The organism is Synergistaceae bacterium (assembly GCA_031272035.1).
Classification (GTDB): Bacteria; Synergistota; Synergistia; order Synergistales; family Aminobacteriaceae; genus JAISSA01.
Genome location: JAISUO010000034.1, coordinates 42835 through 69025 on the forward strand (window position 1 = coordinate 42835; position 26191 = coordinate 69025).

Annotated in this window: 22 protein-coding genes; 13 read left to right on the plus strand and 9 right to left on the minus strand. The window is 54.2% G+C overall.

Going from position 1 to position 26191, the window contains the following annotated elements; genetic code table 11:
- Nucleotides 1-2 precede the first annotated feature (2 nt).
- The 5 genes from LBR61_04035 to LBR61_04055 all read left to right on the plus strand — a co-directional run bounded on the left by LBR61_04035 (nucleotide 3) and on the right by LBR61_04055 (nucleotide 4413).
- Complete coding sequence (locus LBR61_04035; protein MDR1731244.1) at nucleotides 3-1283, plus strand: aconitase X catalytic domain-containing protein; 1281 nt, start codon at nucleotides 3-5, stop codon at nucleotides 1281-1283.
- Between the two features lie 2 nt (nucleotides 1284-1285).
- Entirely contained in the window at nucleotides 1286-1705 is a 420-nt protein-coding gene (locus LBR61_04040) for a DUF126 domain-containing protein (GenBank protein MDR1731245.1), read from the plus strand.
- 16 nt (nucleotides 1706-1721) lie between these two features.
- Entirely contained in the window at nucleotides 1722-2102 is a 381-nt protein-coding gene (locus LBR61_04045; protein ID MDR1731246.1) for a Rid family detoxifying hydrolase, read from the plus strand.
- A gap of 15 nt (nucleotides 2103-2117) precedes the next feature.
- A complete protein-coding gene (locus tag LBR61_04050) occupies nucleotides 2118-3737 on the plus strand; it encodes an L-serine ammonia-lyase, iron-sulfur-dependent, subunit alpha (GenBank protein ID MDR1731247.1) in 1620 nt (539 codons plus the stop codon).
- 88 nt (nucleotides 3738-3825) lie between these two features.
- Entirely contained in the window at nucleotides 3826-4413 is a 588-nt protein-coding gene (locus LBR61_04055) for a helix-turn-helix domain-containing protein (GenBank protein ID MDR1731248.1), read from the plus strand.
- Nucleotides 4414-4516: 103 nt separating this feature from the next.
- On the opposite strand, the gene LBR61_04060 is transcribed toward LBR61_04055, so the two are convergent.
- The 4 genes from LBR61_04060 to LBR61_04075 all read right to left on the minus strand — a co-directional run bounded on the left by LBR61_04060 (nucleotide 4517) and on the right by LBR61_04075 (nucleotide 12501).
- Nucleotides 4517-9013, minus strand: coding sequence for a tetratricopeptide repeat protein (locus LBR61_04060; protein ID MDR1731249.1), 4497 nt, complete (start codon nucleotides 9011-9013; stop codon nucleotides 4517-4519).
- Nucleotides 9014-9127: 114 nt separating this feature from the next.
- Entirely contained in the window at nucleotides 9128-9634 is a 507-nt protein-coding gene (locus tag LBR61_04065; GenBank protein ID MDR1731250.1) for a hypothetical protein, read from the minus strand.
- The gene (locus LBR61_04070; protein MDR1731251.1) at nucleotides 9627-10394 is read right to left on the minus strand and encodes a ParA family protein; all 768 of its coding nucleotides are present in this window, start codon (nucleotides 10392-10394) and stop codon (nucleotides 9627-9629) included. The genes LBR61_04065 and LBR61_04070 overlap by 8 nt, the downstream gene beginning before the upstream one ends.
- A gap of 148 nt (nucleotides 10395-10542) precedes the next feature.
- Entirely contained in the window at nucleotides 10543-12501 is a 1959-nt protein-coding gene (locus tag LBR61_04075) for a tetratricopeptide repeat protein (protein MDR1731252.1), read from the minus strand.
- 255 nt (nucleotides 12502-12756) lie between these two features.
- Between LBR61_04075 and LBR61_04080 the strand changes: the two genes are divergently transcribed.
- From LBR61_04080 to LBR61_04090, 3 genes are all read left to right on the plus strand, one after another.
- On the plus strand, nucleotides 12757-14397 hold the full coding sequence (locus tag LBR61_04080) for a M20/M25/M40 family metallo-hydrolase (GenBank protein ID MDR1731253.1): 1641 nt from the start codon (nucleotides 12757-12759) through the stop codon (nucleotides 14395-14397).
- 201 nt (nucleotides 14398-14598) lie between these two features.
- Nucleotides 14599-15555, plus strand: coding sequence for an exopolyphosphatase (locus LBR61_04085; protein MDR1731254.1), 957 nt, complete (start codon nucleotides 14599-14601; stop codon nucleotides 15553-15555).
- Nucleotides 15556-15761: 206 nt separating this feature from the next.
- A complete protein-coding gene (locus LBR61_04090) occupies nucleotides 15762-16574 on the plus strand; it encodes an MliC family protein (protein ID MDR1731255.1) in 813 nt (270 codons plus the stop codon).
- A gap of 173 nt (nucleotides 16575-16747) precedes the next feature.
- Here LBR61_04090 and LBR61_04095 read toward each other — a convergent pair whose 3' ends face one another.
- Nucleotides 16748-16948, minus strand: coding sequence for a cold-shock protein (locus LBR61_04095; protein ID MDR1731256.1), 201 nt, complete (start codon nucleotides 16946-16948; stop codon nucleotides 16748-16750).
- A gap of 236 nt (nucleotides 16949-17184) precedes the next feature.
- Here LBR61_04095 and LBR61_04100 point away from each other — a divergent pair, with 236 nt between their 5' ends.
- The 5 genes from LBR61_04100 (at nucleotide 17185) to LBR61_04120 (ending at nucleotide 23042) form a co-directional block, all read left to right on the plus strand.
- Nucleotides 17185-18588 carry a TolC family protein gene (locus LBR61_04100; protein ID MDR1731257.1) on the plus strand — a complete coding sequence of 468 codons (1404 nt, stop codon included), beginning with the start codon at nucleotides 17185-17187 and terminating at the stop codon, nucleotides 18586-18588.
- A gap of 312 nt (nucleotides 18589-18900) precedes the next feature.
- Nucleotides 18901-19569, plus strand: coding sequence for a transglycosylase SLT domain-containing protein (locus LBR61_04105; GenBank protein ID MDR1731258.1), 669 nt, complete (start codon nucleotides 18901-18903; stop codon nucleotides 19567-19569).
- 152 nt (nucleotides 19570-19721) lie between these two features.
- Nucleotides 19722-21674: a molecular chaperone HtpG gene (htpG, locus tag LBR61_04110; protein MDR1731259.1), complete on the plus strand. Its 1953-nt coding sequence runs from the start codon at nucleotides 19722-19724 to the stop codon at nucleotides 21672-21674.
- Nucleotides 21675-21821: 147 nt separating this feature from the next.
- Complete coding sequence (locus tag LBR61_04115) at nucleotides 21822-22202, plus strand: hypothetical protein (GenBank protein MDR1731260.1); 381 nt, start codon at nucleotides 21822-21824, stop codon at nucleotides 22200-22202.
- A gap of 159 nt (nucleotides 22203-22361) precedes the next feature.
- Entirely contained in the window at nucleotides 22362-23042 is a 681-nt protein-coding gene (locus LBR61_04120) for a sel1 repeat family protein (GenBank protein ID MDR1731261.1), read from the plus strand.
- 52 nt (nucleotides 23043-23094) lie between these two features.
- Here the strand turns inward: LBR61_04120 and LBR61_04125 are convergent, their stop codons facing one another.
- The 4 genes from LBR61_04125 to LBR61_04140 all read right to left on the minus strand — a co-directional run.
- On the minus strand, nucleotides 23095-23754 hold the full coding sequence (locus LBR61_04125) for a LexA family transcriptional regulator (GenBank protein MDR1731262.1): 660 nt from the start codon (nucleotides 23752-23754) through the stop codon (nucleotides 23095-23097).
- A gap of 440 nt (nucleotides 23755-24194) precedes the next feature.
- Nucleotides 24195-25292: an AI-2E family transporter gene (locus LBR61_04130; protein MDR1731263.1), complete on the minus strand. Its 1098-nt coding sequence runs from the start codon at nucleotides 25290-25292 to the stop codon at nucleotides 24195-24197.
- Between the two features lie 226 nt (nucleotides 25293-25518).
- Complete coding sequence (locus tag LBR61_04135; GenBank protein ID MDR1731264.1) at nucleotides 25519-25953, minus strand: hypothetical protein; 435 nt, start codon at nucleotides 25951-25953, stop codon at nucleotides 25519-25521.
- Between the two features lie 26 nt (nucleotides 25954-25979).
- Nucleotides 25980-26191, minus strand: a 212-nt coding sequence (locus LBR61_04140) for a hypothetical protein (GenBank protein MDR1731265.1), incomplete at its 5' end; no start/stop codon positions are given.

A 26191-nucleotide genomic window follows, 5' to 3' on the forward strand; every position in this document is an offset into this window, starting at 1 on the left:
GGATGCTCAAACTGACGGATTACGAGAAAGACATGCTGAACGGGAAAATGGGGCCCTTTAAACAGAGAGCCCTGCAAAAAATCGTGGAGTACGCCAACGTGTTGGGGGCGGAAGAGCTTTGCGAAGTGACCAAGGCAACGGTTTATTTCGGCGCGCATCCCTATTTGGAGGCCGTGGAATCAGAGGATTACGACGAAATTTTTTCGAAAATGATCCTGTGCAGCGATCGGAAATATCGGCTGGAGCCCTTTGCGGAGGAGTGCTTTTCCCAGACCTGCGTAGGTCCCTGCGACCACTATTGTTACGAACCCCTCAATCTGTCCCGGGAGGTTTTCGAAAAAAATCTGCGATATCTGGAGCTCACGAAGGAGGCGGGGGTGAGCATTGCGGGAAGCTGCACGCCTTACCTCAGCGGATGGATTCCCATTCGGGGAGAGCACTTCGTTTCGACGGAATCCAGCAACATTCTCATGAGCAACTCCGTGCTGGGCGCTTACGGCAACGCGGACGGGCTGGAGGCGGCCGCCTGGTCCGCCATCTGCGGCAGAACTCCGAAATGGGGAAATCATATTGCCGAAAATCGTTACGCTACCCACATTTTTGAAATTCAATGCAAAAGCGAATCGATTTTGGACTGGGACATCATCGGCCTGACGCTGGGGCGTTTGCTGCCGGGCAACGGAAGGCCCGTTTTGACCGGAAATTTCAAACGTCCCAACCTGAATAAGCTGAAACGCTGCTTCGCCTCTCTGGCGACCACCAGCGGAGCCGAGATCTGTCATATCGTGGGATGTACCGTTGAGGCGCCCACCCTGGAGGCGGCGCTGGCCGGTCACGAGCCTCTTGGAAAATTTGTCATCACGCAGCGGGACTGCGACGAGTCGCTGGCTCTGGTGTGCGATCCAGGCGGAGGTTCCCTTGAAATGGTGGTATTGGGCTGCCCCCATTATTCGCTGGAGGAAATCCGGTACGCCGCGAAATGTCTTGAGGGCAGACATGTCCATGAGGGGGTCAGTCTCCAGATTTGGACGGATATGGCCATTCAGCAGCTCGCGAAGGTCAACGGTTACGCCGACATCATCGAAAGAGCGGGCGGACATCTGCTGAACAGCGCCTGTCCCATGGTTTGCGGCAGAACGGTGTTCGACAGGGTGAAGACGGGTTTCGCGACGGACGGCGCCAAGCAGGCCCACTACCTGCACACGGATTTGAATGTGAAGATTTTCTACGGCGACGCCCAAAAATGCATCGAAGCGGCGGTCAGAGGCGCGTGGGAGGCCTGACGATGGGAAAAATTTTGATCAGGGGAAGACCGGCTTTTCCGGGAAAAGCTGCCGGCGAGGCGATTGTGTGTCCCGACAGCATTCAGGGCTGGTCGGGGGTCAGCGACAAAACGGGAATTATTATCGAAGAAGCGAATCCCGAAAAAGGAAAATGCATTGCGGGGAAAATATTGGTTCTTCCCTACGGCAAGGGGTCCACAGGGTGGTCGGGGCATTTTCACTCCGCCTCCGTGGCGGGTTTTACGCCGGCGGGATGGCTGTTTTCCAGAATCGACTCGCGTTCGGGAGTGGCGACGGCGGTGCTGTCGATTCCAACGGTTGCGGACTTTCCTGACGACGTGGATTTGTTTGAAATCATCGAATCCGGAGACTTCGTCGAAATCGACGGCGACACCGGAGAGGTTATCGTTACGAAAAAATAAGGAGGACAGGTGAGGAATGGAACGCGAAATCATCGAAACCCGTAAGGCTCCGAAACCGGTGGGTCCCTATTCTCATGTGGTTAAATACGGAAATTTGATTTTCGTTTCCGGACAAATTTCCGCGGATCTCGAGACGGGGGAAATCATTGTTCAGGATGTGGCCGGGCAAACGCGAACCGCCCTGGAGACGATCAAAAATATTTTGGAGGAAATCGGGAGCGGCATGGATAAGGTTCTGAAATGCACGATTCACCTTTCCGACGAAAAGTATTTTGACGAAATGAATCGGGTTTACAGCTCATTTTTTGAAAAGGGCTATCCCGCGAGAATCACGGTTTTCGGCGCGAAACTGTACGCGGGCATCGATATTGAAATCGACGCCATTGCGGGCGTTTGAGCGGAGAGAGTTTCGGTGGAATATTTCAGCATTTTTAACGATGTTCTGGGCCCCGTTATGACGGGGCCTTCCAGTTCTCATACCGCCGGGTGTGCCAGAATCGGCGCGATGACGCGGATTCTGCATGGTCGGGAGATTCGGCGGGCGGAGGTCATTTTCGATCAAAACGGCTCTTATCCCGGCACCTGCAGAGGACAGGGATCGGACCGCGGTTTTACGGGAGGACTGCTGGGATTTTCTCCGGATGACCTCCGTTTGAAAAATGCCCTGGAGATCGCGGAAAAATCCGGAGTCAGGGTGGAGTTCAAACAGGCGGACCTGGGCGCTCATCACCCTAATGAAGCCCGGATCAACGTTTATGACGGCGAAAGCGACAGAGTGGAAATGAGCGTTCTGACCCGTTCCGTCGGCGGTGGAATGATCGAAATCGTGGAAATGGATGGCTTTCCGGTCAGCATTAAAGGCGAAACAGGAACAATCTATATTGCCGCCCGCGGAGAAGAGGCCTTCGATCAGATTCGGAAAAAACTGGACGGAAAAACGCGATACGTGGAAAAACAAAATGGAGAGCGAATTCTTTTTGAAATTCGTTCCTCTTCATTTAATGAAGAAAATGATGAAAAAGAGCTCAAAGAAAAAGAGCTTCGCGATTTCAGAGAACTGCCGGGGATAGATTTCGTTCGGGTGGCGGAGGTCATTTTGCCGGCGCCCAAAAGAGAGAGACCTGCCCCTCCTTTCGAGAACGCCGCGGGGGCTCTGGAACGTCTGAAACAATCAGGCGAAAAGAAAGAAATGTGGGAACTGGCCGTTGCCTATGAAAAAGGGGTTACGTTTCTGTCGGCGGACGAGATTTTTGGGAAAATTCGAGAGATTCTTCAGGTCATGCGAGAGTCCGGAAAGCCGGTGGACCCCGCTCGAACGGTCTCACAAGGATTTTTGGGGTATCAGGCTTCCGGAATGCTGGAGAAAGCCGCGAAAATCCGGACAGTGAACATGGGCTTTCTGGAGGACTGCATGATTTGGGCCGTCTCCGTAATGGAAAACAACTGCGCCCGAAATAAAATCGTTGCCGCGCCCACCGCGGGGTCCTGCGGCGTCATTCCGGCGTCTGTGGTGGCGATTGGCGACAAAATGGGCTGTTCCGACGAGGCGATCGAAAAAGCCCTGCTGGCCGCGGGGCTGGTGGGAGTTTTTATTGCGAATTCGGCGACGTTCGGCGCGGAGGTGGCGGGGTGTCAGGCGGAAAATGGCGCCGCCGGCGCGATGGCGGCGGCAGGCGTCGTGCAGCTGCTGGGCGGGTCGGTGGAAAACGGATTTCAGGCGGCTTCCCTGGCTTTGCAGAATTTGCTGGGACTGATTTGCGACCCTGTGGGCGGTCTCGCCGAAGTTCCCTGCGTCGGTCGAAATGTTGCCGCGGCGTTCAACGCCGTCGTCTCTGCGAACATGGTGATGTGCGGGTATAATCCAATCATTCCGCTGGATGAAACGATCGATGCCATGTTCAAAGTGGGGAAAATGCTCCCGGAAGCCCTGAGGTGCACCTGCAGGGGAGGGCTGTGCGACACCCCCACCGCGAAAATGATCACGGAGCGGCTTGCGAGGGAAAATGCCGCTGCGGAGGTCAGGCGTCATTGACGGATTCGGATTTCGGCCCATATGAAGAAATCCTCGCAGGAAGTGTATAATAATCCAATACTTGGGTAACTGATTTTGGAGGCGGCCTGTGAGCGAATTTGTAGGTTCTCATATCAAAAGACTGAGAAAAACGCATAAAATGACGCTTCAGCAGGTAGCGGAATTTACAGACCTCTCTGTGGGCTACCTCAGTTTGATCGAGCGGGGACGTACGAGCCCCACCGTGGCGAACCTGCATAAAATTTGTCAGGCGCTGAACATCACGATGGCGGATCTGTTTGTCAATATGGAAAACGACAACAAGTGCGTCAGAAAAGAAAATCGACGTCTTCTTTTCGACGATCCCGGCAGGGTGAAATATGAAGCCCTCACCGAGGGGTCACGGTCGATCGTGAGCATGTGTATGCACGTTCTGGACGAACAGGTCCATGAAGCTGTAACCCACGTGGCCGACGAGTGTGGATTTATCATTCAGGGAAGCATGATTCTGACCATTGAAGGGATAGAATATTCGGTGGGGGAGGGGGATTCCATTTATATTCCTGCGGGAAGCGCCCACTCCTTCTGCAGAACCAGCGACTGTCCCTGCATCAGCATCTGGACCGCTCCCGCCGCCAATTATCCTTTCGTCTCTCCCTCCGTTTTCGCCGCGGTCCGGTCTTCGGATTCGGCCTGAAAATAAATAAGTCAACGCCCGATCGCGCGCGAGAAAACCGACGCAACCGGGCGCTGGGCATTAAAAATTGAAGATTAATTGAAGATTAGAGATTGAAACTTGTTTATTTTTTGATCTGCGCCTCCAGCTTTGGAATGAACGCCTCCACTTCCGGGTTCTTATGATATTTGAGGCTTTCCGTGTAACGGTTCAGCGCGTCCGCATATTTCCTGTTTCTGTAGAGATCGTTGGCCTCGTGCACCAGTTTGTTGGCCTTTTCCATATTCTTCAGGGCGACCTCCAGATGGTCGGCGAAATCCCTGACCTGCGGATTGTGGCTGAGTTTGTAGCTTTCTCTGTACTTGTCCAGCGCCTCCGCGTATTTTTTCTCTCTGTAGAGAGTGTTGCCGTCGCGGAAAAGAGCATCGGCCTGAACCAGGTCGATGGAGGAAACCTCTGTCGACGTCTTTTCCTCGGCTTTCTTCGGGTAGACGTCTTCGGACAGGTCGTCGCTGGCGCTTTCGGAGGGAATTACGACGTTGGAAGCCGGCAGGGCGGATACCGGCGGAGACAGAGTCGCCTCAAGTTTCTTTATTTTCTCGGACAGATCCACGTCGTCCGGTGTTTTCTGAAGGGCGCGTCTGTAGCGTTCCAGGGCGTCTTTGGGCCTTTTCTGCTTCAGAAGATTGTCCCCTTCTTTGGTCAGAGCCTGAGCCGCGGTGGCATCCGCGTTTCTCACGTAGATGTCCGCCTTTTCGTCGTAATCGTATTTCAGACTTTCACGATACTTCTCCGTCGCGTCCGCAGGTCTTTTCTTTTTGATCAGAGCCTCGGCGTCCTTTCGCAGTCTCGCTCCCTCGGACTGAGCGAAACGTTTCGTTTCCTGCTGAAGGATTTTTTCCAGTTCTTCGTCTCCTCGAAGGAGAAGGCTTTCTCTGTATTTCTCCAGCGCCTCGGAGGTTTTTTTGTTCTTCAGTAGGGAATCTCCCTCCCTGCGCAGGGCGTCGGCGCGCTCCTTCACCACTTTTTCCTCCTCGCTCCGCTCCATGATAAGGGCCATATAAGCCGTGAGCTGAGGATCGGGAAAGAGTTTCCGGCTCTGTTCATAGAGCTTCAGCGCGTCAGAGTATCGCTTTTTATCGATCAGAGCGTCGGCCTTCGCCCGCAGGTCCCCCGCCTTCGCCAGAGTCGTTTTTTCTTCAAGAATTTCGCGGTTCAGTCGCGCCACGTCTTTGCTGGTCATGTCGTTTTTTTCGAGCAGAAGGCTGTCCTGGAGACGAAGCAGCGCTTCAATTTTACGTCCCTGTTCCAGCAGCGCCCCTCCCTCCGCACGCAGTCGGGCCGCCAGATTTGCGCTGGCGCGGACTTTTTCCTCCGCTTCCTTCAGGGCAAGTTTCATTTCCGTCGTTATTGCCCCGGGTCGCAGAGCTTCCGCCTCCTGCGCCCGGCTTTCGGCTTCTTCATATTCGCCGGTGGAGAGCAGCCAGGTGCTTTCCGAGAGAAGGCGAGCAGAAAGTTCCATTTTTTCGAAGTCTTCCTTCATTTGTTTCACGCCGAAGGTCACGTCGGGGTCGCCGGGGTCGAGGACGGAAGCCTGAACCGCCGTTTCCAGGGCTTTCAGGTGCCGGTCTTCTTTCCACAGGTCCAGGGCCTTCAGCCAGGTCTCCCAGGCAAGCGCGCGTCGGGCGTCCCGGGTGACGTCGCTTTTGTTCACGATGATCGGTATGCTGAGTTTCCCTTCTCCAAGAACGATGCCCCGGGCATCCTTCGCAACGGCCGTCAGTTTCGCGGTGCCGGGAAGCACTCGGCGGACCAGGGCTGCGTTGTCGCCGGAGGCCAGAATGGAGGAGTCCGAATCCACCGTCCAGAGCCAGGAGACCGCTCCGTCCGGCAGAGGCGAGAGACTGGCCTGAACTTCGATGGGAGTTTCCGTGACAAATTCGTGAACTTCCTCCAGACGTTTCTGGTTTGCGTTCCACAGGAGAGCGTTTTTTCTGCCCTCGTTTGCGGTGAGGCTGACGCTCCAGTCCTCTGCGGTGAGAGAAAGGGTTCGCTGCAGAGAGACCGTATCCGTTCCCTTTCGCAGGACGGAAAGTTCAACCGTCACCGGCAGATCGTTCGCCGGATAAAAGGAATAGGTCTTTCCCTCGGAGCCGGGATTTCCGTCCCGGATGTTCCCCTGAACCTTCCAGCGGAACTCCGCGTCTTCGATGTTTCCGTTGTCGACGCGAATAAGGGTGCGCTGTCCTCGTCGGGGCAGGGACGGCACGGCCCTCAGGACTGGAGGATTTGCCTGCAGAGCGGCGAGCCAGGCCGCTTCGATTCTGCTCTTTTGGACTTTGCTCAGAAGCTGGGCGGATTCATCGCTGGAGGCCAGAGCCAGAGAAGCGGTCAGTTTTTCCTCGGCCAGTTCAAGGCGCGACTCCCTTTCCAGAATGACGGCCTCCCTGTAAAGTTCTCCGGCCCGGGCCAGAGTGATGGCATCTTCGCTGACGCGTCCGCGCAACACCTGAATCGAACGGAGAACGTTGTCGTCAATCCAGACGCTCTCGCTTTCGATGAAAAGATCGAGGGCTTTTTCCAGATTCCCCTCGGCTTCGGCTTTGCGGGCCTCACCGGCCAGTCCCGCGGCCCGACCGATTTTTTCATTTCTCGTTTTGATGGTCTGTTCAAGGCGCTGTATGAGTGAGAAATTTTCCTTCCCAGGGAAAATCGACTCGCTTCTGCGGGCAAGGGCCAGGGCTTCGTCCAGTCGGCCCTGTTTTTCGGCTTCTCTGGCCTGTTCCGCGAGAATTTTCGCTTCCGTTCGATGTTTGTTTCGCGTTTCGATGCGCCGGGCCAGCTGCGTCATACGGGTCTGAGTGTCGGATTCCCGACGTACGTTTTGAGCGCGATGGTAGCGGTTCATGGCCTCTTCCAGACGACCTTCAACCTCCAGACGCTCCGCTTCCTTCACCAGCGCCGCGACCTGGGAGATCTGAGCCTGAATGGCGGCAATGTGAGTTTTCACCCGTTCCCTCGACCGCTGGGAGACGGCGTTGGACCAAAGTCCGGCCGCCTGGGAGTATTTCTCCAGAGCCTGCTCCAGAAGCTGCACGTTTCCCTGATTTTCCAGCCCGCGAGCCTCCAGTTCCGCGGCCTCAGCGGTCAGGCGTTCCGCCTCGTTTCTGCGGCTTTGCTGAAGCTGCAGGGCGGAACGAATCCGTTCCAGGTCGTCGCCGGTTTCCGGAAGGGAGTAAATTTCACGGGATTCGGTCATTTTGGAGAGCGCGTTTTCCAGATCTCCCTGAGATTCCAGGATCAGCGCGATGTCCCGCACGGTTTTCGCTTCTTCCATTTTTCTCCGGCGAGCCCTGAAACGCCCCTCCACGTCCATCCGGGCGGCATGTACGAGGGGGTCGGAGAAGAGAAGCAGGCTTTCTTCGTATTTCTTCAGGGCGCTTTCGAACTCATCTTTTTCCGCCAGGGCATCGGCCTCCTTCGCCAGTGCCGCGGCGCTTTCCCGGGCCTTCTTCGTCCGGTTCAGAATTCCTTCCAGATCTTCAATGCTTTGCGCCGTCCGGGAGTCGGGATAGAGGGCCTGGGCCTGACGATACTGCATAAGGGCGTCCTCCGGTCTGCCGTCGCGCCACAGAGCCGCCGCGCTGGAGCCGAGAGCCAGTGCGTTGAGGTAATTGTCCCTTGCCTGACTGAGTCTGTCCAGATCCTTACGCAGAGCGCTTTCGTCCATTCCCGCCAGGATCAGTTCTTCCGAGGCCAGACGGGCAAGGCGCAGGGCGTTTTCCGCCTCGTCTCTTTTCTGCGCCAGAGCCAGGGCCTTCTGCCACTGCTCCCAGCCCTTCTGCAGCCTGAGGCTGCGCTTCAGGTCTTCGGCGGAGAATTGAACATCGAAGCTGGTTCGGGCATCTCCCAGTTCGATGCCCTTTTCGTCGAGGATACGGACGGAAAGAACGCCGACTCCCGTTGTTTCTCGATAAACGGAAACGCGGTTATCCTTTTGGGAAGTGAGAGTGACGCCCTCGCCGGGGCTCCAGACCCAACGGAGATTCTTCGTATCCCGGGAAGGGCTGAGGACGGCTTCCAGAGAGATGGGGCTTTCCGTGGCGAGTCCCTGGAGCTCCTTCAGTCTTTTCGATTCGTCGTCCCAGATTTTGATTTTTTCGTCTCCGGAGGACGGGACAGTACGAAGGGTGACGGTGTATCTTTGGGGTATGACGGTCACGGAGGCGTTGTCGACGGTCTCTCCCCCCACCCGATTCCACAGGGTCGCGGAAATCGTCGTGGAACCCTCTCGGGCTTCCCAGCACACTTCTCTTTCGGAGAGACTGCGAATTCCCTCCGCCTCCCCCCGCCAGTCCCAGTAAACCCCCTGTCGGGCGGGGTTGAAGTCCGGAATGGCGGCGGTAATCGTTACGGTCTCTCCCCGAAAAGGACGCTCGGGAACGACTTTGAGCACAAATCCTCCTTTTGAGGATTTGATTTCTTCCGCCCCTTCCGCCCCGGGCAGAAGAGCTCCCGCGGGAAGGAAACCCGTGCAGAGAAGAAGAAAGAGGGTCAACTGTAAAAAAAGGCGCGATAATGAAGAAAGAAGAGGTAAAAATACAAAAGAAATTTTTTTCATTTTCTCGAGTTTCCTTTCAATATTCCCTTCGGTTTTTTCAAAAGTATCACAATTGTTTCTGCCGAAAGCGCAGTCCGAAGGAGTACAGGGGAACACTTTGGCCTGGTGGAGTTGTCAGGCGGGGTTTAAAATGGAAGGATCTGCGGTGAAAAGGGTCAATTCTCCACTTTCATCCCACCTGAGCAGCAGAGTCAAAGGGTCTCGAATTTGAACGCTGGTCCGTACGGGGCGGAGGTTGGCTCCCTCGCGCTCCAGAATGAAAAACGTAAAGCGGTCCCTGTCCATGGTGCGGAATTCCTCTCTCAGGGCGACCAGGTTGAGGGGAAGGACGGTGATTTTCGTCCCCGCGTCAAGGATGGGCTCCCAGATTCTCCGGTCGGTCGCGGAAAGCAGCTTCGACAGGGCGATCGCCGCAGGTGGAGTCATCCATTCAGCATCGGTTTTTTCAACTGAAGTCCGTTCAGTCGGAGCCTGTTCAGTTGCAGTCCGTTCAGTTGAAGTTTGTTCCGGAGCCTGTTCGGCCGGAGTCCCTTCAGTGGGGAAAGAAAGCGTCTCCGGTTCGAGATGCACCTCTCCCGTTTTCAGATAATCTTTGAGGCTGGGTCTCCTCTTTCTAGTCATGGATATTGCACCTCCTGAGAAATTCACGGGCGACCCGTTCGTAATCCCGGGCGCCGTTGCTCGAGAGGTCGTAGGAAAAGATGGAGACTCCGAGACTGCCGGCCTCCGTCAGGCTGATATTTTGACGAATGTAGGCCTCGAAAAGCAGAGAACCGAAGAAACTGCGCACCTCTTTGGCCACCTCCCGATAGATGAATACGTTGGGGCTGTGTCGGGTAAACAGCACTCCCAGCAGAGAGAGGTCGGGGTTCAGGCGTTCTCTGAAAAGAGGAATGGCCTCGTTCAGGAGCTTTAACCCCGCCAGGCTGTAAAATCCTCCGTCCATGGGGATGACGAGATGCTTCGCTGCCGCCAGAACGTTGCGCGTGAAAATCCCCAGCTGAGGGGGACTGTCGAAAAAAAGGAAATCGTAGCGGTCCGGATCGATGTTTTCGACGGCTTCCTTCAGAAGGGTGTCCCTTCCGATCTGTCCCTCCGGGTGAAGTTCCACCATGACCAGATCCAGAGTCCCTGGAACAATGTCTACTTCCTCCCGGCGCAGGACGACTTCGTCCCATCTGGCGGAGCCCGTCAGAAAATCGACGATATGAAGCTGCTCCGGGGTCACTTCAATGCCGAAGCTGGTGCTGAGGTTGGCCTGGGGATCCATATCCATAACCGCCACTCGTTTGTGAAGGCGTGCAAGAGCAACAGCCATATTCTGACACGCCGTCGTTTTTCCAACGCCGCCCTTCAGATTGCAAAACCCGACGGTTATCATGCACAATTCCCCCTTTAAGCAGGAGAATACCATAATATACGGATATAAAAAGCCGTAGTCTTTATTGTTTTGCTCTCTTCAGGCCTCTTTTTTCAGATTTTCTGTTTCCAGGTACAATAAAGAAAAACCTGGCAGTAACAAAAAAACGCTACCTGGGATTCGACGCGGCCGTTGCCGGTCCCGCCGCGGCCGTCGGGACGATGTCGGCGCTCCCGAGCGTGCTTTCGATATGCCGCGTGAAGTTTTCGACCTCGGCATTGGCGTGAACGGAGAGGCTTTCCCTGTATTTCGCCAGAGCTTCGGCGTATCTGCCCTCATTATAAAGGCTGTTTGCCTCTTTTATAAGGACGTTGGCTTTCAGGACGGATTCGTACTCCCGGAGGGATGTTTCCACCCGACTGATCCAGTCCGAGAGCCGGGGATCCCTGGATATGGCGTAACTCTTGCGGTAGGAGTCCAAAGCCTCCCTGTATTTGCCCTGCTTGTACAGAGCGTGGCCTTCCTGCAAAAGGCGCATGGCATCCGCCTGAGTCCCTATTCCGAAATCCTCCGGAGCGCGGACGACCTGCGTCGAGGACGATTTCACGGTCTTTTCCAGAGCGGCGATCTGTTTGGCCAGAGCGTCGTCCGGCCACAGAGCCTGGCTTTCCTTGAAACGAACCAGGGCCTGCGCGTTCTGATTTTTCTTCTGAAGGTCGGCGGCCTCTCGGCGTAACGCGGCGGCTCGGGTCCGACGTTCCTTGATGGCCTCTTCCAGATCCTGGGCGTGACTCTCCACACTGGATACCGCTTCCAGTTTCAGGCTGTCTCTGTATTTCTCCAGAGCTTCCGTGAGCCTGCCCTCCGCTTCCAGTTTTTCTCCCTCCGAGGCAAGGGAGTTCGCCTGGGCGATGGAGGCCAGGCGCTTTTCGATGCGGTCGGCCCTTTGCGCCACGCCATCGTCGGGAACGAGGGCCATCGTTTCCCTGTAATATTTCAGGGCATCTTCAAAGAGGTTTTCCTGGTCGTAAGCGGCGGCCGTGTCCTTCAGCCACTCCGCTTTCTGACGCCGGATGCGCGCCTCGTCGATTTCCACCTCCAGCGCCCGGATGTTGCTCTCGATGTCTTCCAGGGGCCAGGCGGCGTAGGCCCGGCGCATAACCTTGAGGGCCTCCACCGGCTTGTGTTCATTTTGCAGGGAGGCGGCGTCGGCGCTGAGTTTCCGGGAACGTTCCACCCGGTTGAAGTTGGCGGTCATGCTCCTGAGACCGTCGGAAATTTCCAGGGTCTCGGGGTCGTTCTCCGCCGCTTCTCTGGCCCGGACGATGGCGTTATCGAAGTTTTTCGCGTCCCACATGTCCAGTGCCTCGGTCCACTGCCCCCAGGCTTTTCTGCGTCGAATGGAATCGTCCACTCTCGATCGGGCTATGGGAACGTTCACGCTTTTTTCACCATGTCCCAGCACCGTTCCCGAAGCCGTGGAAACCACGACGGAAAGCACCGCATCGCCGATTTCGTTCCGCACCACCGTGACCTCGTTTTTCTCTCCGCCTTCCCGAATGGCCGTGGAGGCATCGGTGTTCCAGCGGCATTGGATTCCATCCTTGAATGTGGGGGTCAGGGCCACGGTGAAACGGATGGGTTCTCCGGCGATCAGCCCTTCGGCGGGGACGTCCTGCTTTTTGTTCACGTCCCACAGCAGGAAGGGATCGGGTTTGATCATGACCACCTCCACGTTGAACTCTTTGGCTTTTACGGAGATGTTTGCCGTCCCCAGCGAATCGCCATCGGGTCCGGAGGCGGAAACGGCCGCGATCACCGGCTCGGTGTCCACCGGTGTGAAACGGCACTCAAGCCCTCCTTTACGAAGAGAGATCGGTTTGGCGTTTCCCTCGAAGGACCAGTCGTAAACGACGCCCTCCTGTCCCAAAGCGTCCCCCTTCAGGGAAAGAACCACCTCGCAGCCGATGTAGGCCTCTTCCTGCTGTTCGATGCGAAGAGCCTCAGCCCCCTCGGTGGAAACGGGAGCCGCAATCAACAAAGCCGCGGCCAGAAGCAGGGACGTCTTTGAGAAGAATTTCAAAAACAGGTTCTTTATCATTTTTTCTGTCTTTTTTGCGCGTTTCACTGTGATACCTTCCTTTCGGGTAATCAGGGATAAGCCTTGCACGGGTTATTCCTCCCCAGTTTTGATTTGTCCAAAAAAAATACCGAATTTTAGGAGACCATTTAGGACGATTTTACGATATTTCGAAAAGAAAATCCAATTTCTCTGTGGTAAAGTATGCGCGTTGTTTTTCGAATGCGCTTGGGCGACGTGTCTGGAGGCAGGTTGCAGTCCGGAGACGATGGGGTCGCTTCACACAGGGAGGTTTGGAGAAGGATGTTGTCGAAAACGGCGTTTCCCCCGGAGCAAACTCTGGCCGGAATGAGCGAAGAGGGGCGACGAATTTACGATCTGATGCTGGAACTCGTGGCCATTCCCAGCGTTACGGGCTCGGAAGGCGGAGAGAACCGGTGCGCGGATTTTATTTACGACCGGCTTTCAAAACAGGATTACTTCGGGCGAAATCCGTCGGATCTCTTTTTTGGCGGTCCCATGGACAAAGCGGAGGATCCTCTTGGACGCAGATCCGTCTGTGGTTTGGTGCGGGCCGGAATCCCCACGAAGAAAACGGTGATCCTGCTGGGGCATTTCGACGTGGTGGATGTGGACGTGTGCGGGCCTCTGCGCCCCTGGGCCTTTGACCCGAAGGCGTACACGGAGCGGATTGGGGAGCTGGAGCTTTCCAAAGAGGCAAGGGACGACCTGGAGTCCGGCGACTGGCTTTTCGGTCGGGGCGTCTCCGACATGAAAACGGGAGTGGCTTTGATAATGACCCTTCTGAAAGAGCATGGAGACCGGCGGGAAGAGCGGGATTTCAACCTGCTGGGGCTGCTTGTTCCCGACGAGGAAGGCGACTCCGTGGGAATGCGTGGGGCGATTTCGGTGCTGGCCAGGCTTCAGGAGGAAGAAAAACTCGATTTTCTGGCCTGCGTGAATATCGAGCCCGTTTTCGAGTCCTCCGGGCCGGCGATCTTTTATGGGACCATAGGCAAATTCATGCCTTTCTTTCTCTGCGTGGGACGGGAGACCCACGTGGGGGCCTACTACGAGGGCCTGAACTCCACCCTCATCGCCTCTTTTCTCAATATTTCTCTGGATGGCGGCAAAGACACGGTGGAATGCCGCGGAACTCAGACCTTTCAGCCCTGGAGCTGCCTGCGCATGCGGGACACGAGGACTCGCTACGCGGTGACTCTCCCCGAGCGCACCGTTCTTTATTACAACTGTCTGACCGTTGAAAAAACGCCGGCGGCGATACTGGAGTTTATGAAGACGAAAGCGACCCTGGCCCTGCGCGCCGCTCTCTCTCACGTTGGACGGGAGGACTGGACGCCCAGGGTGCTGACCGTGGAGGACGTTTTGAATCAGGCCGCCAAAAATCTGGGTTCGAAACAGAGGCTCTTCGAGGAGCTGGCCGTTTCGGAGACGACCGCGGACGCTCGGGAGCGCAACATCGATTTTCTGTCCCGGGCCCTGGACGTCACGGGGGAGAAGGGCCCCCTGGTGGTCGCGGGTTTTCTTCCGCCTTTTTATCCTCCCCGCAGCAATCGGAGCGACAGCCTCCACAAACGGGCGGTGCGGAAGGCGGCGTCCCTCGTCCGGAACGAACTGGAGAAGCGGGGCTTCGGCCTGAAGGAAATGGAAATCATGCAGGGCATCACCGATTTGAGCTATACGGGGTTTGAGGGGCAGGCCTCCGACCTGGAGCCCCTGGCGACAAATCTTCCCCTCTGGGGGCGATGCTACAGCCTTCCTCTTTCCGACCTGCGGAAAATCGACATTGCGCCGGTGGTTCTGGGGCCGGTGGGAAGGGATGCCCACAAGCTCACGGAGAGGGTGAAGCTGAGTTATTCCTTTGATATACTTCCTTCGATTTTGCGGACGTTCATATTTTCGATTGCAGAGGAGCATAAATAATGAAAAACCCCGTGGATGAAGGTCCTGGAACGGCCTATGATCTTTTTTTCTTTTCCTGCTGTTTTAGATGTGCGATTTCTTTTTGCTATAAAGCACGTTTTTGAAGAGTATCGCTCTTTGCGTAAAATCGATTATGCGTTACAATAAAACTATCGTAGCCAATTTGTGCGAGGGGTCCATTTTTTCGGAGGTGACAGAGGGATGCGACTTCTGACCCGGTCAGATTTTGACGGATTGATGTGTGCTGTTTTGCTCAAGGAACTGGAGCTTTTCGAAGAAAAGAAATTTGTTCATCCCAAAGATATTCAGGATGGAGTAATTGCCGTCACGGGGGAGGATATTCTGGTCAATATTCCTTACGCTCCGGGATGTGGAATGTGGTTTGACCACCACACCAGCGAGGACGCCAGAAAACTGATGTACCAATATAAGTACGTTGGCGCTTCCTGGCCCGCGCCGAGCTGCGCCCGGGTGATTTATGAGTATTATGGCGGAGCGAAGGGACGACTGGCTCGCTTCAGGCAGATGGTCATGGATGCGGACAAGTGTGATTCCGCTCACTTCACTCGCGAGGAAGTGCTGGATCCCCAGGGAATGGTTTTGCTTTCCTTTATTATGGACCCGCGCACGGGGTTTGGTCGATACCGGGACTTCCGCATTTCCAACTATCAGCTTATGGACTGCCTGATCGATCACCTTCGAACGATGAATATCGAAGAGATTATGCAGTTGGATGACCTGCAGGAGCGGGTGCGCCTGTACAACGAGCATCGGGAACCCTTCGAAAAAATGATGCGGGACCACTCCTGGACCGATGGAGCGGCGGTCATTACCGATCTCCGGGAGGTGGAGGAAACCTACGTGGGAAATCGTCACGTCATTTACGCTCTCTTCCCCGACCAGAACGTGTCGGTGCGAGTGTTCGACGGGCGGGAAAAACAGTTCTGCGTTTTTGCCGTGGGATACAGCATCCTGAACCGTACCGCTACGGTGGACGTGGGCAAGCTGATGCTGAAATATGGCGGCGGCGGTCACCGCAGAGTGGGAACCTGTCAGGTGCCTTACGCGGAAGTGGATCGCATTCTGAAGGAAATTGTCGAAGAGATCAATGCCCGTAACTGGCAAATGCTTAACATATCGGGTTTTGAAGAGTTTTAACGGAACTTTGTGCCGAAAAGAAAAGACCTCACGGAAAATTGGTGGAAATTGCATGAGTAATTCCCGCTGATGTTTTTGTTTTTTCAAAAAATCCTCTGTATTTTTCAGAGGTGATGAGTGTAGAATACATGGAGAGCGACTTCTGAGCGCAGAAGGGCTCTCTATTTTATATTTTTATATTCATTTTCAGGAAGGAGTATCAGGCAATGGCAAAAAATACCTTGAGAATCGGCAAGTTTACGGCGCTGTTTTTGGGCCTGCTGATGTTTGCGACGGGAGGGGCCTTCGCGAAGTCGAAAGATGAAGTTTCCGTCACCGTCGAAGGAGTCGCCTTCGTTATGTTGCCCACCCCGGCCGCTTCAGGGGTGAAATACGAGGCGAAGGGAGATCCTTCCACCCTGTTTTGGAGCCATGGAAACGAGGCGACTCTGACGGTCGGAGGGCGAGAGTATTCTCGTTACGTTCTGGTGCAGGAAGGACTGGAGGAAGATGAGCTTTTTCTCACGGTGGACGGTAAAATTTACGTTATGAGGAGAGTTGAAGCCGCTTCGGGAGAGAAATACGAGGCGGAAAACGATCCGACTACCGTTTTCTGGGGTAAGGGCGATTCGGCGATGCTCACGGTGGAGGGCAAAAGATATAAAGGATACGACCATTTCTTCCCCTTTGGAGAGATCTGGACTGAAGACAGGGGAATCCCTCTGGAGGCGGAGTGGAAGGTCACGAGCCTGGACGGGGCCGACCTGGTGGAAGGCTCGGTCATAACCGCCGTCTTTCACGCGGATGGAACGCTGAACGGGAAGGCCTCCATCAACAACTACAACGCTTCCTGGATGGTGCTGAGAGACAGAGTTGTGATCTCGAAGGGCGTCTCCACGAGAATGGCGGGTAAACCTGCGCTCATGGAACAGGAAAGAGTGTTTCTCGAACTTCTGTCCGCAGCGAGCCGTTTCGCCTCCTGGGGCGACACTCTTGTGCTCACCGCGGGAGACGGCAGAGAACTGACTCTGAAAAAATGAAAAAGTAAAAACACAGCTCAGTGGAGGAGAACGGCGCAGAAGGTGAAAGTTTTCGGGTGAAAGTTTCCGCTTCACGTTCAGCAAATATAAAATAGGAATATAAGGATAAAAAACAGGGCCCCTCGGCCCAGGGGCCCTGACATCAATTTCGGCTGAATTCGATTGGAGAAATGTTACACCTTGGAAACGTTGGCTGCCTGCGGTCCCTTTTCGCCGTTCACAATTTCAAACGATACCTTCTGTCCCTCTGCAAGGGTCTTGAAACCTTCACCCATTATCGCACTGTAATGCACAAACACATCCTTACCCTCATCAGCAGTGATGAAACCATAACCCTTGCTCTCGTTGAACCACTTCACGGTACCCTGAGCCATTAAAAAAAGCCTCCTAAACCAAACAAAATTACCGACCACAAGGGCGGCATGTAGATACTATACGATTGTGAAGGCAATATGTCAAGATACTGAATATGTTTTGGTAAAATTTATCGATTTTCGTATAAAGACAGGGTGTCCGTTATAATGAAAAAGATCGGTCGTCCAATTCGAGGAGTCCGGAATGAAGAGATCAAAATGAAGGAATCGAAGTGGAGAAGCGGGGCAGGGCGGGTATGATAAAATTTTTTGTCTCCTTCGCGGTGACTCTGCTGTTTTGGGGGTATGAAGCTGCGGCGGCGGAGAGCGTCAGTCTCGGTCGGTATCTGGAAATGGTGAGGGATCGGAATCCCGCGCTGCGGTCCGGGGCTCGATCCCTGGAGGCGGGGTATTACGGTGTACTGGCGTCTGTCTCTTACCAGAGGCCCTCTTTGGAGGGGATGGTGTCGGGTTCTTACCTGACGGGGAGCAGGAACGCCCAGTCGGACCTCCGGGAAAAGAACGTCGCCGCCGGAAACGCGGCTTTCAGGCTGACGCACCGCATCGACCTCAGCGGCGCCTGGTCGCTGGATGAACGGCAGCAGATTCTTTTTTACGAGATCCAGAGGGCCGGCTTCGACGAGGACGTCAACGATCTTATGGCTGCGGCGGAGGAATGCTGGTGGTCGGCGGTGCTGGCGAGAGAAAACATCGCGCTTCAGGAGGATGTTCTGCGTCAGCGCCGGGAAAATAACCGGGTCACCGAAGAAAAATATAAACAGCAGCTCGTTCCCCGTCTGGACCTCATCCGCTCGGAGGCGCAGGTCGTGGAGGCCGAAAGCCTCGTCTCCGACGCCAGTGCGCAGTACAGCAACCTGTTGGCGCGGCTGGCGGCATTGACGGGAGGCACGGAGGTCGTCCCCCCGGAGGAGCCTCTTCTCCTTCCGGCCTTTAGTGTCACCGCCACACCGGAGAAGATGCTTTCCTCCAGTCCGGAAGTTCGCGCCGCCCGTCTCGCTCTCGACAGGAGCAGGGTCGTCAGGCAGCTGAAGGCGAAAGGCCTGTCTCCGACCCTGAACGCGGCAATAACCTGGATGCCCTTTTCAGACCCCTGGAATTCCTCCTCCCCTCAAAAGGGAGAAATGTCGGCGACCCTGAGCCTGAACTTCCCGATTTTGGACGGCGGGCAGACCCGATATGAGGTCCTGAACGCGGACAGGCTGGTACAGGCCGCGGAGGAGTGGCTGCGTTCCGTGGAAAACTCCGCGAAAATGGATTTTGCGATCGCCGGCAACGACTGGAACAGGGCGATGGCCCTCGAAAAGGCGAAAAAACGTCAGGTGGAGCGGTCCGACGAAGAAGTACGGATCACTAAGCTGATGTACGGTGAGGGCATGGGAGCGCAGTTGGATCTGATCAATGCCCAGACGGAAAATCAGCGAATCCGAACGGACTATCTGAGCGCGGTGCGGGATATGTATGTGGCTCTCGTCAACCTCAGAAAGGTTGCGGGAGATTACGCTCCCGACGAGGAGGGCGCCTGGAAAGATGCCGTGATTCGCTATGGCAGGGGCAGAAATGTGTCAGACGAAAATGTTTTGGGCGGAACGAACGAAAAACGAACAGGTCGGGCAGGGGAAGCAAAAAACAAAAATCGATGAAAAATGGTCAGAAGAGACAGAAGAAAGAAAGATAAGGAAGAGAAGCTGGAAAGAAATTATGAAGGGTTTTTACTGATTTTTACCTTCATTTTTCATCGGGGCTGGGTTTTAGGTGATGTGTTATATTGAATACATCGAAAAGTGCTCGAAGTATCGCCGGGATTATATGAGGTTTTAGAAAAACCTTTTTAACGACAGAAAGGCTGTAAAAAGAGTACAAAGACAAATGAGGCGACTCCCTGCGGGCCGCTTAAACAATGTTGTCTGCAAAAATTTTAACGGATGTGTCTCAAGCGGTGGAGGTAGTGAGAAATGGAGAAATTTTTTAAGTCTGAAATGCGCATTGTAAGAGGTGTCATGGGAGCGCTGTTGTGGTTGTCTCTGGGGATTTCCACCGCCTGGGCGGAACCGGAAGCGTATAATTTCCCCCCTTTGCCGAGGCCGCTGGCGGTTGTTAACATGCCTCCCGTGCCGTCTCCCGACACTCGAATGATTGCCGCGGATGCGGCCAGACGTCGTGAAGCAAGGAAAAAAACCATCGTAGAACTGTTTCGAAAATACAACAGAAAACTGAGCGAAAAAAAAGCCGAGGATTATGTCCAATATATCCTTCAGGCCTGTGAGCAGTTTAACCAGGATCCTTTCGTCATCGCGGCGATGATCGTCAACGAATCTACGGTGAAACACGACGCTCTTTCCAGAGGAGGCGACTATGGCCTGATGCAGGTGCGATGGCGCGTCCACAGGAAAAAAATTCAGGAGAAGTACCCACATATTGATGGACCTCATGACATGTTCGATCCCAAATACAACGTTTTGGTGGGGACGGAAATTTTCGCCACGTACTATCAGACGGCGAAGGAAGATCTCCGGGGAGCCCTCAGGTATTACACGGCGGGGAACAAGCGTCTGATCGAAAAGGTCTGTACCGTGCGAAGCCAGCTCGAAGAAAACTACCTGAGACATCTGAAAAAAGGCTGATAATCTTTAAAATTTGTAAAATTTTATTCCTTCTATATTGCGTCCGGCGGGCCAGAGGATATAATTTTCTGCAGGAAGCAAAGTATGAGTGTAGAGAATGAGTATTATGATTGATTAAAGTTATACATGTATTTTGCGGGAGGGTATGACGCGTGTCGCAGGAAAAGCATTTTTTTCAGTCAGAAGCCGCAGAGCTTCTGAAAATGATGATTCATTCGGTTTACTCCAACAGAGAAATTTTTTTGAGAGAACTGATCTCGAACGCATCGGATGCTCTGGATAAAAGACGCATCGAGGTACTTTCCAACAGCGAGGAATACGGAGAATACGAACCTGAAATTCGTGTCGTGAGGGATAAGGAAAAACGTACGCTTACGGTTCGGGACAATGGCATCGGCATGACTCGGGAGGAAATTGTCGAGTATATCGGAACTATCGCCAGATCCGGCACGAGAGAATTTCTTTCCGCGGCCGGAAAGGGAGACGGGAAGAGCGACTCTCCTTCCATGCAGGAGAGGCTTATCGGGCAGTTTGGGGTCGGTTTTTATTCCGTTTTTATGGTGGCGGATCGGGTGGAACTGACGTCAAGACGGCTGGGGACGACGGAAACCTGGCGTTTCGAGTCCGCGGGAGACGGGTCCTACACTCTTGAAGAGGCGGAGCTGCCGGAGTGCGGAACCTGGGTGAAGCTCTATCTTCGCGAGCCGGGAGAGGATGAGCAGGACTACGTCGACGAGTGGACCCTTCGCGAGATCGTCAGAAAGTACTCCGACTTTATCGGTTATCCCATTATAATGAACTGTTCCAAATGGAAGGACAATGTTGAGACCGTCGAGGACGAGGTGATCAACTCCCGTAAGGCGATCTGGAGCAGACCTGAGGGAGAGGTGTCGGAGACGGAATACAGCGAGTTCTACCGTCACCTCACCCACGACTGGCAGGAGCCTTTGACGCGGATTGTTCTCAATGCCGAAGGATCTGTCAGCTTCAGGGGGTTGCTCTTTGTTCCGTCCCGGGCGCCTTTCGAGCTCTTCATGAACGAACGGGCCGGAGGAGTGAGCCTCTACATCGGACGGGTTTTTATCATGAACGACTGTAAAGACCTGATTCCGGAGTATCTGAGATTTGTTCGGGGAGTGGTGGATTCCGAAGACCTGCCCCTCAACATCTCCCGTGAAATTTTGCAGGAAGACCCCCGTGTTCGCGTAATACGCCGCAGTGTGCTGCGTAAGATCTTTGCCAGCCTCCGAAAAATGCTGGAGAACGACCGGGAAAAATATGAAAAATTCTGGGCCGCTTTCGGACGACTTTTGAAGGAAGGCGTCATACAGGACAGGGAAAACGCCCGAACAATATTGGAAATTTCCCTGTTCCGCTCCACCGGTCTCCAGGGCTCCGGCTCCGACGAAGCCGGTTCCGGCGGCGGCTGGACGACGCTGAACGAGTATCTGAGTCGAATGAAACCCGGTCAGGGGGGCATCTATTACCTTGTGGGCCGTGACGCCTCCGCTCTCAAAAATTCACCGAAACTGGAGGCTTTTGCGGAGAAGGGATATGAAGTTCTGCTGCTGACGGATCCTGTGGATGAGATTATTATGAACCAGAACTCCGAATACGAGGAGAAGAAATTTCTCGACGTGGGGTCCGCCGAAGTTCATGCCGCTGCCGAAGAGGAGCGCAAAGAAGCTGAAAAGAAACTGGAGGGGCTGCAAAAGGCCTTCGAGCCGCTGAAAAATAAGATTATGGCTGTTTTTCCCGAAACATTGAGCGACGTTCGACTTTCAACTCGCATGACGTCCTCTCCGGCCTGTCTTGTGGGGGACAGAAACGCGCTGTCTCTGCAAATGGAACACATGATGCGCGCAATGGGGCAGGAAGTCCCGGTTGTGAAGCGAATTTTCGAACTCAATCCGTCTCATCCCGTCGTGAAAAGCCTGATCGCTCTGGCGGAGGCGGGGGATGCCAGGACGGAGGATTTTGTTTCAGTCCTCTATGATCAGGCCCTGCTTTTGGATGGAGGAACGCTCTCCGACCCGGGAGACTTCGCGAATCGCCTGTCTCGAATCATGAACATGGCGCTGGAGGAATCTGCCAATAAGCGATAATTTAAAGCGAGAAATAGAGAAAAGCTGTACAATACGTAAATCAATGCAGAATTTCCTGTTAGGGGGGCGAAAATCATAGCGGGCCGAAAGAAAACGAAAAAGGAAGAAGTTCCGGCAGAGGAAAAATTCGTTCCCAAATATGATGTTATGTCCAAACAGCGTTACGTCGACACCACGTCGCAGAAGACGGATTTCGACAAGGTTCTTGACGAATTGAGCTCCATCAGTCAGGAAAAACTTTCCTGGGATATATTGCGTATGACCCAGAAGCACTTTGGCGACGCGGATGAAGATAACGCGCGCAAGTTGGACGCTTTTTTGGGATCTTTCATTGTCAACGCGGCGCTGGAGCTCTACGACAGAGGCCTTGGAGAATTTGCCCACCGGCGGCTGGAGCAGGCCAAAGCGATTTTAGAGGCCAAGCACAAGCTGGGGCAGGAGGTAGCCGAAATACGTTCTTCAGCGGAAGAAGAGGCTTTCGACGTTTCCGATCTCCTGGGGTTGGACGGAGGAGAAGCTCAGCAATAATTCTGACTTCGGAACCGGAATGCAGGGCTGCAGAAGTATGAGAAATGTCGGCAGCCCGCTGTAAAGTTGTTTTATCATGGGGTTTTGATTTGGAACAGGCAGTGAGCCGCGCCGGTGTTTCGAAGCGTCATAATACCTGAGAGGAAGAAGTGTTGATTGATGACTGATTCATTATCCTGGGACGGCGGAGAAGTTTCACAGAATGATGAACAGGCATTTGAAAAATGTCGTCAGGCGGCGGAAGAGGGATATGCCGTCGCACAGTTCCTTTTGGGCCGATTCTATCAGAAGGGTGAGGTCGTCTCTCAAAATGAGGAGCTGGCCGCGGAATGGTATCGTCGGGCAGCCGAGCAGGGGCATGGAGAAGCGCAGTTCATTCTGGGTCTGCTGTACCGTAAGGGGCGGGGCGTTCCTCAGGACGATGAGGAAGCCGTGAACTGGTACCACAAGGCGGCCGAGGGAGGCCATGTCCAGGCGCAGTGTCTTCTGGGCGTCATGTATCGAAGGGGAAGAAGAGTTCCCCGGGATGACAGGCGCGCCGCGGAGTGGTATCGTCGTGCCGCGGAGCAAAACCACAGGGGAGCGCAGTTCATGATGGGCTGGCTGTACGAAAACGGCTGGGGTGTCCCTCAGGACGACACAGAAGCGGTGAGGTGGTACCGGCTTGCCGCCGAAGATGGGTATCCCGCGGCGCAGTTCAACCTGGGCTGGATGTACGAGAACGGCAGAGGCGTGCCTCAGGACGACAGCCAGGCGGCGGAGTGGTATCGCAAGGCGGCCAGGCAGGATCACGTGGGCGCGAAGTTCAATCTGAACGTCATCTATCGAAAAAATTTATAGCGGCTCTGTGAGCAAAACGCTGAACTCACAGACCGGACATCGGGTTGCTCAGTCAAAGGATATTTTTAGGTATTCCCATATTCAGCCACCGGACGACCTTCCCCAGAATTTCCAGAGATTCGATGGCGTCCTTTTCAATCCAGGTTGAGTGAAAGTCACTGTTGGCGGGGCGCAGTTCGATTCGGCCGTCCCGATAAAAGATGATCCCCTTCACGGAACAGCGGTCGTTCCATTTGACGTAGGCGATGTCCCCGCTACGCACTTCGATGTTGGGGTTGACCAGAATCAGGCATCCGTCGGCGATGTTGGCGCCAACCATGCTCTCTCCCTCCACCCGCACGAAGTAGGGTTTTCGCGGCCCGACCGGCCCTCCGGTCTCCCGCTCGGGCCAGGGCATCCATTCCGCTACGTCTGTGGCGTCTTCCCAGCTGAAACCATTGCCCGCGCAGGCCTCCTGGTCCAGAACAGGAAGGTAAAGCTGAGGCGGGACGGTGGGTTCAGGCTCGAAGTCCGACGTGCTGTCGTCCAGAAGATACGCCACGCTCACCTCTAAAATTTGCGCGATTTTTCGCTTCATATCGTCTCGAATGCCAATCGTTCCGTTTTCGTAGCGATACAGCGTGTTGGGTTCCACTCCGATCAATCGGGCGAACTCGGGGCGCTTCATCCCCCTGCGCTCTCTGCATATCCTGATTTTTTCCCCTGTGGTCAACTTTTGCGCCTCCCTGAATCTCAGGTAATTTTCAATGGAACTATAAACAGGAATTATAAACACAATGAAATTATAAAAACATTATACCTCATTTACTACGCAACGCGTATTGAAAATGAAAAAATAATGCAACGAAAAACGTATTGACTAAACGACGCATTACGTAGCATAATAACAACGCAAAGACTACCGATACAAGATGCAGCGGGGTGATGGTGAAATGGCGGCGTGGAATCTGGCGGAGCTGTCGGCGGGTATCACGGAGTTGCGATGGCATTACGTGCTTCAGCAAATTGCGATGCTGATGCTGTGGGCGTTCTGGGTGAGAATGGTTTGGGCGGAGATCAGCAGTTTTCTCAAAGAAGAAGGATGGCGCGTGAAAGACGAAAAATCAGACTCTCCTGAAAAACCGGAGAAGCCGAAAAATGTCCGAGGCCTCGTCAGCGCGCCTTCGGTTCCGCACGGGTGGCGGGAGGCGTTTCCTTTTCGTTCCGCTCCTCCGTCTCCGGCAGGAGAGGGGAAGAAACGATCTCGCCACTTCCCATCATCACGGCTATCGGCCTCAACGACGGGAAATTTTCACAGACGATCTTCATGATCGATGCGATGGGGACCGACAGGAGCGCCCCCGGGATACCCCAAATCGCGCCCCAGAGCAGCAGGGAAAGAAGAATGACCACGGGGCTCAGACCCAGACGGTCTCCCACCACCTTCGGGGTGATGACGTTGCCGATGGTGATCTGTATGGCGCCCAGCGACAGCAAAACGAGAATGGGCTTGAAAAATCCCGGTGAAAATTGAAGTATGGCCATGAGGACGGGGGGAATCGTGGCGATGATGGATCCAACGGTGGGGATGAAGTTCAGAAGAAACGTGAGGACGCCCCACCCTGCGGCCAGTTCCACGCCAATGCACTCCAGGGCCAGCCAGGCGCAGGCCCCCGTGGCCAGGCTGATCAGGGTCAGTGTGCCGAGGTAACGGCTGATCTGATTCGACACGGAACTCATGATGTTTTTGATTTTTGTCGCGTTGGAGCCCGAAAAAGCGCGTTCGATTTTTGAGTTCAGGAAAGGGGCCTCCAGAAGCATGAACATGAGGAACACCAGGGTCAGAACAAATTTGCTGGAAAGAGCAAGCCCCACCTCGGAGATGTTTCGCAGGTATCGTCCCAGAATATCCATCCAGCTTATGCGGGGAATGCTGTCCGGTGGAATTTGCAGCGCCTTCAGCATGTTGAGGGTCATTTCGTTGAGTTTTGAATAGTATTCTGTGAATGCGCGGTTAAACGCCACGATCTGCGTGGTGCAGAAAATGATCCCGATGTAGCAGAGACCGAAGAATACGGCGAACACAAGAATGACGTTGAGAATCTGGGGCAGTTTTATTCTGCGCCCCAGACTGATAACGGGCCGGAAAACCTGCAACATGAACCATGCGATCACCAACGGAATAAAAACGTTGCTGGCCAAAGTCAAAACCATGCCCATAGCTACGGCGACCAGAAGAGAAACAAGTACCAGCAGAATTTTCATGTTCATTGCCGTTTTCTCCCGTTCGTTTTAAACTGAGCAATACAGGCGTTCAATGCAGAACGGCCCTTCGGACCCCACAGCCATACAGGATACATTTCGCCGCACGCTTCTTTATCTTTGCCTGGCGCGTCTCCTGGAGAGAGCTTGCTATATTATATCCTCTCTATTATATCCCTCATGATCTTTCGCCGCCAGAAAATTATCCTGCCCGTTTTCGATCAAACTTTTACCCTCAGATTTTTACGTCAATGATGGCCGTGACTCCGACGCCCTGAACCCGGCGAAACTGCTGCAGCGGGTTCAGAGAGTCCACCGGGATTAAAATTCTTGCGCGAATTCCCTTCCAGTCGGCTTCGATTTGAGCTACGGCCTGGGTTTGGTTCACAGACGCCTCCGAGGCGCCGCCGACCTGGGCTGCTCCGATGTGGGCCCCGTTTCCCATGGAAACGATGGGAACTACTTTGGTGAATCCCTGCAATTGCGCCCCTTTGTTGAGAGTCACTGTGTTGATGAACTTGTCCAGAGGGCCCGCAATGGCTTTTACCAGAGCCCCGCCTCCAACGATCAGAGCCCCTCCCCTGAGAATATCCTTCAGGTCCAGCGCCTGAGCGGCTCCTGCGCTCAGGCATAAAAGCGCTGAGACGAGAACGACCGCGCAAGATTTCATTTTTAGATTTTTCGTATATAAATTTTTCATAAAAAACCTTCCTTCGGTAATCTTTTCGAGTGGAAAAGCCGTCCCTTACCTTCTTTTCCTTTTGTTATCATAACACGCTCCGGAGAGAAGATAAAAATATAAAATTGGTAGAAACGTCTCGTTACGGTAAAATTACATAAGAGATTTACCCCCAACTTTTCACTAATCTTTTCATAATTTTTGGAGGTGTCGTTTTGGAGAGAATTGC

What these genes read in the sequence shown, in the direction of transcription:
- LBR61_04035 (MDR1731244.1), top strand. Translation starts at nt 3, where the DNA reads ATGCTCAAACTGACGGATTACGAGAAAGACATGCTGAACGGGAAAATG.
- LBR61_04040 (MDR1731245.1), top strand. Translation starts at nt 1,286, where the DNA reads ATGGGAAAAATTTTGATCAGGGGAAGACCGGCTTTTCCGGGAAAAGCT.
- LBR61_04045 (MDR1731246.1), top strand. Translation starts at nt 1,722, where the DNA reads ATGGAACGCGAAATCATCGAAACCCGTAAGGCTCCGAAACCGGTGGGT.
- LBR61_04060 (MDR1731249.1), bottom strand. Translation starts at nt 9,013, where the DNA reads ATGAAAAAAATTTCTTTTGTATTTTTACCTCTTCTTTCTTCATTATCG.
- LBR61_04065 (MDR1731250.1), bottom strand. Translation starts at nt 9,634, where the DNA reads ATGACTAGAAAGAGGAGACCCAGCCTCAAAGATTATCTGAAAACGGGA.
- LBR61_04070 (MDR1731251.1), bottom strand. Translation starts at nt 10,394, where the DNA reads ATGATAACCGTCGGGTTTTGCAATCTGAAGGGCGGCGTTGGAAAAACG.
- LBR61_04080 (MDR1731253.1), top strand. Translation starts at nt 12,757, where the DNA reads ATGTTGTCGAAAACGGCGTTTCCCCCGGAGCAAACTCTGGCCGGAATG.
- LBR61_04085 (MDR1731254.1), top strand. Translation starts at nt 14,599, where the DNA reads ATGCGACTTCTGACCCGGTCAGATTTTGACGGATTGATGTGTGCTGTT.
- LBR61_04090 (MDR1731255.1), top strand. Translation starts at nt 15,762, where the DNA reads ATGGCAAAAAATACCTTGAGAATCGGCAAGTTTACGGCGCTGTTTTTG.
- LBR61_04095 (MDR1731256.1), bottom strand. Translation starts at nt 16,948, where the DNA reads ATGGCTCAGGGTACCGTGAAGTGGTTCAACGAGAGCAAGGGTTATGGT.
- LBR61_04100 (MDR1731257.1), top strand. Translation starts at nt 17,185, where the DNA reads ATGATAAAATTTTTTGTCTCCTTCGCGGTGACTCTGCTGTTTTGGGGG.
- LBR61_04105 (MDR1731258.1), top strand. Translation starts at nt 18,901, where the DNA reads ATGGAGAAATTTTTTAAGTCTGAAATGCGCATTGTAAGAGGTGTCATG.
- LBR61_04115 (MDR1731260.1), top strand. Translation starts at nt 21,822, where the DNA reads ATGTCCAAACAGCGTTACGTCGACACCACGTCGCAGAAGACGGATTTC.
- LBR61_04120 (MDR1731261.1), top strand. Translation starts at nt 22,362, where the DNA reads ATGACTGATTCATTATCCTGGGACGGCGGAGAAGTTTCACAGAATGAT.
- LBR61_04130 (MDR1731263.1), bottom strand. Translation starts at nt 25,292, where the DNA reads ATGAACATGAAAATTCTGCTGGTACTTGTTTCTCTTCTGGTCGCCGTA.
- LBR61_04135 (MDR1731264.1), bottom strand. Translation starts at nt 25,953, where the DNA reads ATGAAATCTTGCGCGGTCGTTCTCGTCTCAGCGCTTTTATGCCTGAGC.